Genomic DNA, 12,503 nt, shown 5'->3' with positions numbered 1-12,503 from the left:
TCCCCCGTTCAGCCGGCCTTGCCGGCGGCCCCCTTCTCCGGGTCTCTCCGGCGCAAGAATCACACGGTGCAGCGGCGACGACAAGCGACGGGGGTCACACCGCCAGTTCGGCTCCATTGGCGCGCCATTAGCCCGCCACCATGACGAGCGGTGATCACTGAAAGCCACACCCTGATCACTTTTCTTGATCTGCGTGTGATAGGTGATTTCTGGATCACGCAACGTAGCCGTGGCCAGGCCGTCCGCGCAGGGCCGCCGGATGGAAGTGGTCATGTCCGAGGCGGCGATTGGAAATCACCGCGTTCCCGGGGGCGCTGTCCGGTTGTGGCCGCGCCCGTCCTAACCTGGTACAACGCTCGCTAACCTGGGGACGCACAGGACAGACCGGTTCTTCTTGGCAGCTTCTGCCAAAAGGGCCCTGTCGAATCACATTCGAGAATGAGAAGCATCCGGGGAACCCGGGAGTTTCTGGCGTCCGTATTGAAGGCCCCGCACCTTTGATCTTGATTCAGTGCCGGTCAGGCCGGCGGTTCGGAGGCGTGAGAATACGCATGCTCTTCCTCATGTTAGGCGGTCTGGAGATCAGGGGGGCCGAAAAGCGGGTCGCCCTGACCGCTCCCAAGCAGCGCGCGATCCTCGCTGCGCTTCTCCTCGATGCCAACCATGGCGTTTCGATCAGCCGTCTTGTCCGGTTCGTCTGGGACGACCGTCCGCCGGCGACCGCGCAGACCACGATCCAGTCCTACATCTATCGGTTGCGGCAGGTGCTCCGGCCGCTGGCGGTCGAGATCAGGACCTCGAATGACTGCTACGCGCTGGAGGTCCGCCCGGAGGAGATCGACCTGTGGCATTTCCGGCAGCGGGCCGCCGAGGCCCACGCGAACGCGGCCCGCGGGCGGCTGGACGAGTCGGTCCCGCGGTTCCGGAAGGCGCTGGCGCTCTGGCGGGGAAGGGCCCTCTCCTCGGTCCCGGGTGAGCTCGTCCGGCAGGAGGCCCGCCTCCTTGAGGCGGAGCGGATCGCCGCCTACGAGGAGCTGTTCTACGCGGAGATCAGGCTGGGCAACCACCGGCAGATCATTCCCGAATTGCAGAAGGTCGTCTCCGCCGACCCCTTCCACGAGTCGCTCAGGGCCCTGCTGATGCTCTCCCTCTATTCGTCGGGCCGGCAGGCGGAGGCGCTGCAGCAGTTCGCCCAGGCACGGCAGCGCCTGCGCGACGATCTGGGCATAGAACCGGGCCAGGAGTTACAGGAATTGCACCGGTCCGTTTTGGAGCAGCAGGCCCCGGAAGAGATCATCGCGTCCCGGTTCGGCGCGTGGCACGCGGCCGCGCACGACCGGCACCAGGCCCCGCTGATGCGGTGAAGCCCGGACGGTGAAGGCCCGGACGGTGAAGATCGAAACGGTGTCGCCGACTCGCTGAGGCCGCGGGGGCTTCGTGTCCGGAGAGACGTCGGACCCCGGCGGGCGGGTCGTCGCCCGGCCGGGGCCCTGTCATCGATCAGCTGCCCGTCCAGACCGGGGGGCGCTTCTCGGTGAACGCCCGGACGCCCTCGACGGCGTCGCGGCTGTCCCGGCGGCGCCGCTCCCACGCGTACTCGGCGGTGAACGCCTCCTCCAGGGGCAGGTCCACCGACCTCAGCGCGGCCTCCTTGATGGCGCGGACCGCGAGCGGGGCGCCGCCCGCGAGGTCCGCCGTCCATTCGTGGACCCGGTCGTCCAGCCGGTCGGCCGGGACGACGTCGTTGACCAGCCCGAACCGCAGGGCCTCGGCGGCGTCCATCCGGCGGCCGGTGAGCAGGTACCCCATGGCGGCCTTCTGCGGGAGCTGCCGCATGAGCCGGAACACCCCGCCCGCGCCGGGCACGAGGCCGAGCCGCACCTCGGGCAGCCCGAACACCGCCGTGTCGGCGGCGACGATCAGGTCGCAGGCGAGGGCCAGCTCGAAGCCGCCGCCGAGGGCGTACCCCTGGACGCGCGCGACGACCGGCTTGCTCAGCGTGAACCTGTCGGTGAGCCGGGGATGACCGGGCTGGCCGCGGCTGCCGAAGGTCGTCGGGGGCGCGCCCGCCCGGTTCAGCTCCGCCCGTTCCCGCAGGTCCTGCCCGACGGAGAACGCGCGGTCCCCGGCGCCGGTCAGCACGGCGGCCCGCACCGCGTCGTCGGCCTCCACGTCGTCCCAGATCTCCGCGAGCTCCTCGTGCGTGCGCCGGTCCAGCGCGTTCAGGACCTCGGGACGGTCGAGCGTCACGCGGGCGACGTGGCCCTCCTTCTCGTAGCGCACCCGCGGTTCGGTCATCGCGGCCGCGCCCCGAACCGGCCGACCTTGCCGATCACGTCGGCGCCGTGGATGCGCAGCGCCTGCTGGAGGGCGAACTCGGCGGCGTAGGCGCGCAGCGCGTCGGGCGGGTCCTCGGCGAGGTTCAGCATCCGCCGGTTGGCGAGCACCGCCTCGCCGTCGAGCCGGGCCAGGCCGCGTTCGACGGCGGCGTCCATCTCCTCCGGCTCCACGACCTCGTCGACCAGCAGCCGCGCCGCCGGTTCCGTCGCCCGGACCCGGCGGCCGGACAGGATGATCTGCCGGGACAGGCGCGGCCCGGCGGAGCGGACCAGCCGCAGGTTCGCCATGCCCGGGACGATCCCCTCGGCGGCGGCCGGGAGGCTGAGGTAGGCGTCGGCGGAGGCGATGACGAGGTCGAACGCGGACAGCAGCTGCATCCCGCCGCCGATCGCGAACGTGTCCACGGCGGCGGCCCAAGGCTTGTCGGTGAGCCGGGACCGCCACCGGCCGCCGGGCCGCACGCCCGGCCGGTCGTCCAGCACCCCCCGGATGATCTTGTGGATGTAGCCGAGCTCGCGGCGGAGCAGGAACCCGACGAGGGAGATGTCGCCCGAGCCGATCTTCTTGAGGTTGATCCCTGCGCTGAACACGCGCCGCCCCCGGTACCGGGGATGGCTCATCTCGCCGCCGCGCAGCAGGCCCGTCCGGACCGACGGGTCGAGCAGGGCGAGGTCGACGGCGGTCTCCATGTCGTCGACCTGCCGCTCGTCCTCGGCGTTCAGGCAGTCGTCCCGGCACAGGGTGAGGTGCGCCACGGCGCCGCGCCGTTCGAGCCGCACCGCCTCCATCTCCACGGCGCCCGTCGCGGTGAACTCCGGGAGCAGGCGCAGGGCGCGGGGCGTCGGCCGGAGCATGGCGTCGAGCAGGTGCGAGCCGGCGGCGGGGGAACGCAGGACGCCCCGCAGGAAGATGCCCTGGTCGATCTCCCGGCCCTCCTTCGCGTCCTGGGGACGGGCCCGTTCGGCGGCCATCTGCGCCGCGGTGGGGCACAGCCCGGGGAAGGCGTCCGCGGCGGCCTCGACGAGTTCGTCGAGGCGCAGGTGCCGGGTGCGGCGGGCGGTGAGCACGTCGTACACCTCGTCGGCGTGCTCGTCCATGAACGCGGCGCGCAGCGACCGCGCCTCGTCGTGCGCGGCCTCGGCCTCGGCCCGCTGCTCCGCCGAGCGCGCGGGCGGGTCGGGCAGCGCCGCGAGCCGCGCGTCGGCGCGGTCCGCCGCCGCCGCGAGCTCGATGCCGGCGCGCTCCAGTTCCCCCGGCGGCCCGGCCGGCCGGCCGGGAAGGTCCGTCAGCGTCATGGCGTGCCTTCCGTCCTCCTGCGCAGGGCGCGATCGCAGGCCGCCAGGTGCGCCCCGAGAGCCTCCTCGAACGGGGTGGTGAGCGCGTCGGACACCAGCCGCCGCCGGACCGCCGGCTCGCCGCCGGGGATGCCGCGCGCCGCCGCCGCCAGTTCGGCCAGCGCGGCCGCCGGGTCGGCGGCCAGCTCGTCCAGCAGGGACATCGCGTGTGCCTCGGCCGCCTCGATCGGGGCGCCGAGCAGCACCGCGCGGCGGATCCGGGCCGGGCCCGCCTGGTGCGCCAGCCGGTACAGCGCCATGCCCGGCCAGGCGGCGCCGCCGACCGGCGGGACCAGCAACCGCGTGCCCGGCGCGGCGACGCGGAAGTCGGTGGCGAGCAGCGCGTCCAGGGCGGTGCCGCCGCAGTCTCCGGACGCCACCGCGACCGTGACGCGGTCGAGCCGCTCCAGCCGGCGCAGCGCGCGTTCCCACTTGCCGACGAGCCCGACGGCGAGGCCGTCCGGCCAGGCCGCGCCGGGGGCACCGGAGACGTGGACTTCGACGAGGCCGGGGCCCTCGTGGTCGTCGGCCCGGTCGCAGAGGTCCGTGACGGCGGCGGTCGCCTCCGCCGTGATGGGTCCGGCGCCGTCGATCCGCAGGACGAGGCCGCTCTCGCCGTTCACGCCCGCGCTCACCACCGGACCAGCGCCGTCTCTAACGTGGACCCGGGGCCCATGGTCATCAGGACTCCGTACTCGCCGGGGCGGACCACGCCCTCGGCGGCGAGGCGTTCGTAGGAGAACAGGAACGAGCCGCTGGACACGTTGCCGTGGTCGCGCAGGACCCCGGTCGTGTGCCGGACGTCGTACCGGGTCAGCCCGAGGTTGATCACCACGGCGTCGATGACCTTCTTGCCGCCGGAGTGCACCAGCCAGTGGGCGATGTCGGCGCGGCGCAGGCCTGTGCCCGCGAGGAGCCGGTCCACGACGGTCTCGGCGTGCGCGCCGACCACGTAGGGGATCTCGGGGTCGAGGAAGAAGCTGAACCGGCCGAGGTCACCGTCCCAGTCGTAGCGCATGGCGTCGAACGCGTCGGTGACGATGAGGCTGGCGAACTTGAGGACGCGCGGGCCCCCGGGCGTGCCGGGGCCGCCGGCCTCGTCGTCGCCGGAGCGGAGGGCGAGCGCGGCGGCGCCGTCGCCGAAGAGGCTGTTGACGACGGCCGTGCGCATCGTCCCGTCGAGCGCGTACGCGGCGGAGCACGCCTCGGTGCACAGCACGACGGCGAGTTCCCCGGGGTGCGCGGCGGACCAGCCGGCGACGGCGTTGAGCGCGTTCAGTCCCGCATTGCAGCCCATGCCGACGATGTCGGCGCGGCCGCAGTGCCGGTCGAGGCCCAGCTCGCGGATCAGCAGCGCGCTGATGCCGGGGGTGAGGAACCCGGTCGAGGTCACGCAGCACAGGTACCGGACGTCGGCGAGCGAGGCCCCGCAGTCCTTCAGGCACGCTTCGAGCGCCTCCGCGCCCATCCGCACGGCGAGCGACGCGTGCTTGCGCAGCAGGTCGCCCTGCGGCTCGGGGGCCCGTCTCCCGTGCTCGTCGGCCGGGGGCAGGGTGAGGTGGCGCCGTTCGATCGCGCTGTTGAGGAAGACGGAGCGGACCCTGGGGTCGGCGACGTCCATGGCGTCGAGCAGTTCGCGCTGCGAGATCGGGGTGCCGGCCACCGCGGTGCCGACGCCCACGATCCGCGAGATCACGGGCAGCGGGTCCGGGCCCACGGCAGCGGCGGAGGGTGCTTCGGGGAGATCGACGGCGATGGTCATCGGTACATCCACCCCCACGTTCTGAGTTTGCTCCTGAACAGCGGCCTGATCTGACTCTCGGTCATTTCTCTCGCCCTTCTTACGAGCCTGGTATCCATTTCACAAAGGCGTGGACACACGTCGCCCCGGCGGAAGGGCGGCGCCTTTCCTCCTTCGCCCGACCTCAGCCTGGGGGGCCGCTGAGGTCGCGCTTTCCAGGACGAAAGGCGCCGGGCCCTTCCACCGGGCGGACGAGGGCCGCGTATTCGCAGCACCGTAAAACAAGTCATCGTCCGGCAATTCAGACTACGACAGCGGAGCCGTCCGGCCCATAGCGGCCGAACGGCTCCGTATTATTTTTCGGCGGCGTTCACGTTCAACTGCGGCGGGCGGCCGGTTGAACGCGCGCGCCCATTACCGGAGCGCGACCGCCCGGTGGCCGCGCGCGTTCCGGTCACGTGGTGGCGAGCGCCTCGCTGGGGGTGAGGCGGGCGGCGCGCCGGGCCGGGTACAGGCCCGCCAGGGCGCCGATGGCGACGGCCGCGAGGGCGCCGCCGGCGATCGCCTGGGCGGGCAGCACCAGCGGCAGGCCCCGGACGGCGGCGTACCCCAGGCAGATGATCAGCCCGAGGAGCACTCCGGCGGCGCCGCCGAGCGCCGACAGCGTCACCGACTCGGTCAGGAACTGCAGCCGGATCTGCCCCCGGGTCGCGCCGAGCGACCGGCGCAGCCCGATCTCCTGCCGCCGTTCCAGCACCGAGATCACCATGATGTTGGCGATGCCGACTCCCCCGGCGATCAGCGCCACCGCGCCGAGCCCGAAGAACAGCGCGTTGAACGCGCGCTGCGCCGCGGCCTGCGCGGTGAGCGCGTCCGACGGGCGGCTGATCTGCACCTCCTCGGGATGCTCCGGGTTGACGGTGGCGGCCAGCACCGAGCGCACCGACTGCACGGTCTCGTCGGTGGACCGCTCGTACAGGGTGGTGGCGTGCCCGTCGAACCCGAGGCTCGCGGCGGCGTACGACCAGCCGACCAGGGCCGAGCGGTCGATCTCCGGGGCGAGCTTCACCGGGTCGAGGATCCCCGTCACCAGGAACCACCGGCCCGCGATGTAGACGTGCGCGCCGGGGCCGGCGATGCCGAGCCGTTCGGCGGAGATCGAGCCGAGCACGACCACCGGGTAGCGGCTGGTGGCGGAGGTGAGGAACCGGCCGTCGCGGACCGACCCGCCGAGCGCGTCGACCAGGTTGGTGCGGGCGGCCTGCACGGCGACGCCGCTGGTCGTCGTGGTGGGGATCTTGTCGGTGCGGCGGGCGGTGGCGTCCGGCACCAGGCCGATCGCCGACACCCCGGTCACGCCCGGGATCCGGGTGACCATGCCCTCCGCGGTGGCCGGCAGCTTCGACGCCTCGCCCGTCAGCGCCGAGCCCGGCGAGACGGTGAGCAGGTTGGTGCCGAGCTGCTCGATCTCGGACATCAGCCCGGCCCTGCTGACGGTGCCGATGCCCACGAGCCCCACCATGGCGGCGACGCCGATGGCGATGCCGAGCGCGGACAGCACGGCCCGCAGCGGCCGGCCGCGCAGCCCTTCCAGGCCGACGGCGGCGAGGTCGCCCCCGCGCAGCCGTGCCGGTTCCGGTAGTTCGGTCATGCCGGTACCCCCGAATCGACGTGGATCTCCCCGTCCCGGATCTCCAGGCGCCGCGGGGTCGCCGCCGCGACCTCCAGGTCATGGGTGATGATCACGACGGCGGTGCCGTCGCGGTGCAGTTCCCCGAGCAGGTCGAGCACCCCTGCCCCGGAGACCGAGTCGAGGTTGCCGGTGGGCTCGTCGGCGAGCAGCAGCGGCGGGTCGCCGACGACCGCGCGGGCGATCGCGACCCGCTGCCGCTCCCCTCCGGAGAGCTGGTGCGGCAGGTGGCGCGTGCGGTGGCCCAGGCCGACGCGCTCCAGCGCGGCGGTGGCCCTGCGGCGGCGCTCCCGCGGCGACACGCCGTGGTAGAGCAGCCCGGTGGCGACGTTGTCGAGCGCGGTCAGGTGCGTGGTGAGGAAGAAGCGCTGGAAGACGAACCCGATCCAGTGGGCGCGGACGGCGGCGAGCCGCCGGTCGGGCAGTTCGGCGACGTCGTGCCCCTGGATGAGGACCCGTCCGGTCGTCGGCGAGTCCAGCGTCCCCATGAGCTGCAGCAGGGTCGACTTGCCCGACCCCGACGGCCCGACGATCGCCACCATGTCGCCCGCGTGGACCGACAGCGACGTCCGGCGCAGCGCCCGCACCCCGCCGGGATAGTCCTTCGTCGCGTCCTCGACGGCGATGAGCGCGGGCGGGCCGGCGGGCGGGTCCACGACCGTGCTGAGCGGCGCGGTCATGAGCGCGGCACCTGCACCGACATGCCCGGGGTCAGGTTCCCCGACACCTCGACCCTGTCACCGTCGAAGATGCCGAGCTTGACCGGCACGGAGCGGACGGTCCCGCCGGACTCGACCACGTTCACCGAGTACGCCCCGCCGGCCGAGGCCAGCAGCGCGTTGACCGGCACGGCGAGGACGTTCTCGTGCGCGGCGCTGGTGAACCCGACGGTGACGGGCGCGCCGTCCAGGCGGCCCGCGCTGCCCGGCTCGTCGAGCGTGATGGTGACCGGGACGGTGGCGTTCTCGGTGCCCGTGCCCGTCTGCGAACCGGAACTGTTCGTCCCGGCCGTGGCGACGGTGCCGACCGAGGAGACGCGCGCCGTGACGGTCTTGTCGCCGGGCAGCGTGACCCGGACCGCCCCGCCCTTCTTGGCGAGGGTCTGCTGGCTGACCGGCAGTTTCACCGTGACGACACGGTCGTTGCCGCTGGCGGTCAGCACGGTGCCCGCGGCGGGGCCGCCGAGGATCGCCTGCACCTTCGCCACCCGGAGCGCGCCCGGCTGGACGACGACGTCCCCGGGTTTGACCGTGCCGGTCTGGGTGAGGCGCAGGTCGTGCTGCCACTTCCGGACGGCCTGCGAGGTCGCCCAGGTGAACTCGGTGTCGACGGTCATGGCGCCGTCGCCGTAGCCGAGCGCGTGCAGGTTCGCCTCCAGCACCTTGACGTCGCGTCCCTTGGACATGCCCTGTTGCAGCTCCCGCCAGAACGGCGTCGTCCCGTAGAGCAGGGGGACCTTCTCGCCGTCCGCCCCGTACACCGCCTCGCCGCGCTCGACCACCGCGCCGACGGCGGGCAGCCACGTGATCCGCCCGCCCGCGCCCGCGAGGACGGTGTAGGCATTGGCGAAGCCGAGGGTGCCGTCCACCTTGGCGGTCTGGGCCATGTCGGTGCGGACCACCTTCGCGGTCGGCAGCGCCGAGTCGCTCTGCGCCGGTGCGCCGCCGTCGCCCTGCAGCGCGTACACCGCGCCGGCCGCGCCGATCGCGAGGACGGCGGTCCCGCCCAGCAGTACCCGGCGCCGCGGTAGGCGCCGGGAATGACGTCCGGGCAGGCCCCGCCGCGGTGACGGGTCGTCTTCCCGGACGGGGTTGTCAGGTTCTGATTTCAGCATCGTCTGGCCTCCGGTCGTTCGTCCGAACGACTTCATGGCCACCACCCTGCCGAAGAGCGGGTTTCCCTGAGGTGACCGCGCTCGTTAACCTCGGCCTTATCGTGGATCTGCGGCAATAGGACCATGCGGATACTGGTGGCCGAAGATGAGCGCGTCCTCGCCGACCTGGTGGCCGAGGGGCTCCGGGAGCAGGCGATGGCGGTCGACGTGGCCTACGACGGCGCGGACGCGCTGGAGCACCTCGCCGTCAACGACTACGACGTCCTCGTGCTGGATCGGGACATGCCGCGCGTGCACGGCGACGAGATCTGCCGCGAGCTGGCCCAGCGCGGCGCCCCGGTGCGGATCCTGATGCTGACCGCGTCCGGCGCGGTGCACGAACGCGTCACGGGCCTGAACCTGGGCGCCGACGACTACTTGGCGAAACCGTTCGCGTTCGACGAGCTGGTCGCGCGGGTCCGCACGCTCGCCCGGCGCGCCGGGCCGCCGCTGCCGCCGGTGCTGGAGCACGATGGCATCACCCTGGACACCGGCCGCCGGCAGGCCTTCCGCGACGGCCGGTACCTGCCGCTGTCACGGAAGGAGTACGCGGTGCTGGAGGTACTGATGCGGGCCCGGGGCGCGGTCGTCAGCACCGAGGAGCTCCTGGAACGCGCGTGGGACGAGCACACCGACCCGTTCACCACCGTCGTCAAGGTGACGATGAGCAAGCTGCGGTCCAAGCTCGGCGACCCGCCCGTCATCGTCACCGTCCCGGGAAGCGGGTACCGGCTGTGACCCGCGGCGGCGCCGCGCGGCGTGTCACGTCGGTGTTCGGCGGCTCGGTGCGGGCCAGGATGACGCTGCTGTACGGCGGGGTGTTCACCGCGATCTCGCTGGCGGTGCTGGTCGTCGCGCAGCGGCTCCAGGAGGCCGTCTTCGACGAGAAGATGCGCGGACTCACCCGCCTCGGCTCGGTCGCGGGCCTGCCCTGCGACGTCCGGCCGCCCGAGGCCCCCTGCTCCGCCGTCCCGTACGACCCGAAGGTGCCGAGCCCCCTCGGGGGGTCCACGTCGGACTGGCCGGTGTCGGCCGGCGAGCGGATGGAGCTCCAGCAGGACCTGGCGAACACGCAGCGGATCATCATCCTGGCCGCGATGGCCTTGATCGTGGTCCTCTCGTTCGTGGTGTGCTGGTGGCTGACCGGGCGGCTGCTGCGGCCGCTGCACCACGTCACCGCCACCGCCCGCCGGCTGTCGCTGTCCACCCTGCACGAGCGGATCGGGCTGACCGGTCCGCGGGACGAGCTCCGCGACCTCGCCGACACCTTCGACGCCATGCTCGACCGGCTGGAGAACGCGATGTCCAGCCAGCGCCGTTTCGTCGCCAACGCCTCCCACGAGCTGCGCACCCCGCTGGCCGTGCAGCGGACCGCCGTCGAGATCGGTCTGGCCGACCCGACGCCGGCGAAGGTGGCGAGGATCCGGACCGAGCTGCTGCGCACCACGGACCGGTCGGAGCGGCTCATCGAGGGCCTGCTCACCCTCGCGAAGGGCGAGCAGGAGATCGACACCAAGGCCCCGGTGGACCTCGCCGCCGTCACCGAGCAGGTCGCGGGTGAGCATCTGCGGCTCGCCGAGACCCACGGCGTGACCGTCACCACCACCACCACCCGCCCGGTCACCGTCGCGGGCGACGAGGTGCTGATCACCCGGCTGGTCGCCAACCTGGTGCAGAACGCGATCCGCCACAACCACCCCGGCGGGCGGGTCCTCGTCGAACTGGACCCCGGCACCGGGCTGCTCGTCTCCAACACCGGCCCGCAGGTGCCGCCCGACCAGGTGGACGGGCTGTTCGAGCCGTTCCGGAGGCTGCACCGGGACCGGACGGGCTCGGCCGACGGCGCCGGGCTCGGCCTGTCCATCGTCGCGGCCATCGCCCGCGCCCACGGCGGCACCGTCCGTGCCGAGGCCAACCCGGACGGGGGCCTCTCCATCGTCCTGGCCCTGCCCGTCGTCGCCCCCGCCGAGGAACACGCCGTCCACTGACACGCCGTCCCCCTGGCGCGCCGTCCCTCAGCTCCGGCTCTCCGGTCGGCTCCGGCTCTCCAGCCATTCGGCGATCACCGGCCATGCCCGGCCCAGCATCTCGGGCCGCATCAGGTCGGAGTGGCCGCAGGGCATCTCGACCGCCGAGATCTCTCCGCTCACGTAGGGCTCCCAAAGCTCGCCGTCCGGCAGGTCGTCGCCCTCGCGCTCCCCGGCGACCAGGAGCAGGACGTCCCCGTCGAAGACGCCGAACTCGTGGCTCCGCCTGAGCAGCACGTTGTTGCGGAAGACCTTCGCGACGAGGAGAAGTTCGTCGTCGGAGACGCCCCCGAGCACCTCCCCCACCTCCTCGCGGAACCGCGCCGCCGTGCGCCGCAGGGCGGCCTCCAGGTCGCCCTCGCCGGGCTCCGGAGCGGGGGCGGATTCTGCCGCGGCCTTGTCGCCGTCGCCGTCGCCGTCCGCGGTGACGTCCGCGGTGACGTCCGGATACGCGTCCATGATCACCAGTGCGGCGACGGTCTCCCCGGCGGCCCGCAACTGGACGGCGATCTCGTGGACGGGGATGCCGCCGAACGAGAAGCCGCACAGGTGGTACGGGCCCGTGGGCTGCACCGCGCGGATCTGCGCGACGTACTCCGCCGCCATCTCGCGGAGCGTGCCGGGCATCCCGGCGCCACCGTCGAGCCCGGCGGCCTGCAGCCCGTAGAGCGGGACGTCGCCGGGCACGAACCGGGCCAGCGGCCGGTAGCACCAGCTCAGACCGGAGGCCGGATGGACGAAGAAGAACGGCGGCCGGTCCCCCTCGGCACGGATCGGCAGCACCCGGCCCAGGGAGTCCGCCAGCGACGACAGACCCAGCCGGCCGATGATCCCGGCGGCGGTCGGCGCGCCGAACACGTCCCGCACGGAGATGGACACCCCCTTCTCCGCCAGCCGCGTGACGAGCCTGACGGCCAGCAGGGAGTGCCCGCCGAGCTGGAAGAAGTCGTCGTCGACGCGGACGTCCGGCACGCCGAGGATCTCGGCGAACGCCTCGCAGACGAGGCTCTCCAGCGCCGTGGCGGGGTTGCGTCCGGCGTCCTCCCGTGTGCCTCCCGCATTGGCGTAGTCGGGGCTGGGGAGTGCCTTGCGGTCGAGTTTGCCGTTACCGGTCAACGGCAGATCAGGCAACGCCACCACGGCCGCGGGAACCATATGGTCGGGCAGCGTGCGGGCCACGAACTCCCGCAACCCCTCCCCCACTGCCTCATCATCGACCGGCACCACGTAAGCCACCAGGCGCTTGTCGCCCGGGACGTCCTCGCGCGCGACCACCGCCGCCCGCGCCACCTGAGGATGCGCCCGCAACGCCGCCTCGATCTCACCCGGCTCGATCCGGAACCCGCGCACCTTCACCTGCTCATCAACACGCCCAACAAACACCAACTGCCCATCCCGAACCCGCTTCACCAGGTCACCCGTCCGATACATCCGCTCACCGGCACCGAAGGGGCAGGCCACAAACCGCTCCCCCGTCAACCCCGCACGCCCCACATAC

Annotated in this window: 11 protein-coding genes; 3 read left to right on the top strand and 8 right to left on the bottom strand. The window is 73.0% G+C overall.

Annotated features, from left to right (window positions below; translation table 11 throughout):
* Positions 1–563 precede the first annotated feature (563 nt).
* Positions 564–1,364 (top strand): AfsR/SARP family transcriptional regulator, encoded by an 801-nt coding sequence (locus tag ETD83_RS01155; protein WP_171063965.1) that lies wholly within the window; start codon positions 564–566, stop codon positions 1,362–1,364.
* 136 nt (positions 1,365–1,500) lie between these two features.
* Here ETD83_RS01155 and dpgD read toward each other — a convergent pair whose 3' ends face one another.
* The 7 genes from dpgD to ETD83_RS01120 all read right to left on the bottom strand — a co-directional run bounded on the left by dpgD (position 1,501) and on the right by ETD83_RS01120 (position 8,939).
* Positions 1,501–2,298, bottom strand: a complete 798-nt coding sequence (gene dpgD, locus ETD83_RS01150; RefSeq protein WP_138643160.1) for an enoyl-CoA-hydratase DpgD — start codon at positions 2,296–2,298, stop codon at positions 1,501–1,503.
* Positions 2,295–3,635, bottom strand: coding sequence for a (3,5-dihydroxyphenyl)acetyl-CoA 1,2-dioxygenase DpgC (dpgC, locus tag ETD83_RS01145; protein ID WP_138643159.1), 1,341 nt, complete (start codon positions 3,633–3,635; stop codon positions 2,295–2,297). Before dpgC ends, dpgD begins: the two co-directional genes overlap by 4 nt.
* Positions 3,632–4,309 carry an enoyl-CoA-hydratase DpgB gene (gene dpgB, locus ETD83_RS01140; RefSeq protein ID WP_230420612.1) on the bottom strand — a complete coding sequence of 226 codons (678 nt, stop codon included), beginning with the start codon at positions 4,307–4,309 and terminating at the stop codon, positions 3,632–3,634. Before dpgB ends, dpgC begins: the two co-directional genes overlap by 4 nt.
* Positions 4,306–5,436, bottom strand: coding sequence for a 3,5-dihydroxyphenylacetyl-CoA synthase DpgA (gene dpgA / locus ETD83_RS01135; protein WP_138643158.1), 1,131 nt, complete (start codon positions 5,434–5,436; stop codon positions 4,306–4,308). The genes dpgB and dpgA overlap by 4 nt, the downstream gene beginning before the upstream one ends.
* Before the next feature lie 433 nt (positions 5,437–5,869).
* Positions 5,870–7,066, bottom strand: coding sequence for an ABC transporter permease (locus ETD83_RS01130; protein WP_138643157.1), 1,197 nt, complete (start codon positions 7,064–7,066; stop codon positions 5,870–5,872).
* Positions 7,063–7,785: an ABC transporter ATP-binding protein gene (locus ETD83_RS01125; RefSeq protein WP_138643156.1), complete on the bottom strand. Its 723-nt coding sequence runs from the start codon at positions 7,783–7,785 to the stop codon at positions 7,063–7,065. The genes ETD83_RS01130 and ETD83_RS01125 overlap by 4 nt, the downstream gene beginning before the upstream one ends.
* Complete coding sequence (locus ETD83_RS01120) at positions 7,782–8,939, bottom strand: efflux RND transporter periplasmic adaptor subunit (RefSeq protein ID WP_138643155.1); 1,158 nt, start codon at positions 8,937–8,939, stop codon at positions 7,782–7,784. Before ETD83_RS01120 ends, ETD83_RS01125 begins: the two co-directional genes overlap by 4 nt.
* A gap of 123 nt (positions 8,940–9,062) precedes the next feature.
* Here ETD83_RS01120 and ETD83_RS01115 point away from each other — a divergent pair, with 123 nt between their 5' ends.
* Positions 9,063–9,716, top strand: coding sequence for a response regulator transcription factor (locus tag ETD83_RS01115; RefSeq protein ID WP_138643154.1), 654 nt, complete (start codon positions 9,063–9,065; stop codon positions 9,714–9,716).
* On the top strand, positions 9,713–10,966 hold the full coding sequence (locus tag ETD83_RS01110; protein WP_230420611.1) for a sensor histidine kinase: 1,254 nt from the start codon (positions 9,713–9,715) through the stop codon (positions 10,964–10,966). Before ETD83_RS01115 ends, ETD83_RS01110 begins: the two co-directional genes overlap by 4 nt.
* Before the next feature lie 27 nt (positions 10,967–10,993).
* Here ETD83_RS01110 and ETD83_RS45640 read toward each other — a convergent pair whose 3' ends face one another.
* Positions 10,994–12,361 (bottom strand): thioesterase domain-containing protein, encoded by a 1,368-nt coding sequence (locus tag ETD83_RS45640; RefSeq protein WP_329602660.1) that lies wholly within the window; start codon positions 12,359–12,361, stop codon positions 10,994–10,996.
* Positions 12,362–12,503: the final 142 nt, after the last annotated feature.

It is taken from the genome of Actinomadura soli (assembly GCF_005889715.1).
Lineage (GTDB): Bacteria > Actinomycetota > Actinomycetes > Streptosporangiales > Streptosporangiaceae > Spirillospora > Spirillospora soli.
Note: the sequence above shows the minus strand (reverse complement) of the source record. Positions and strands in the feature narration are given on the sequence as shown.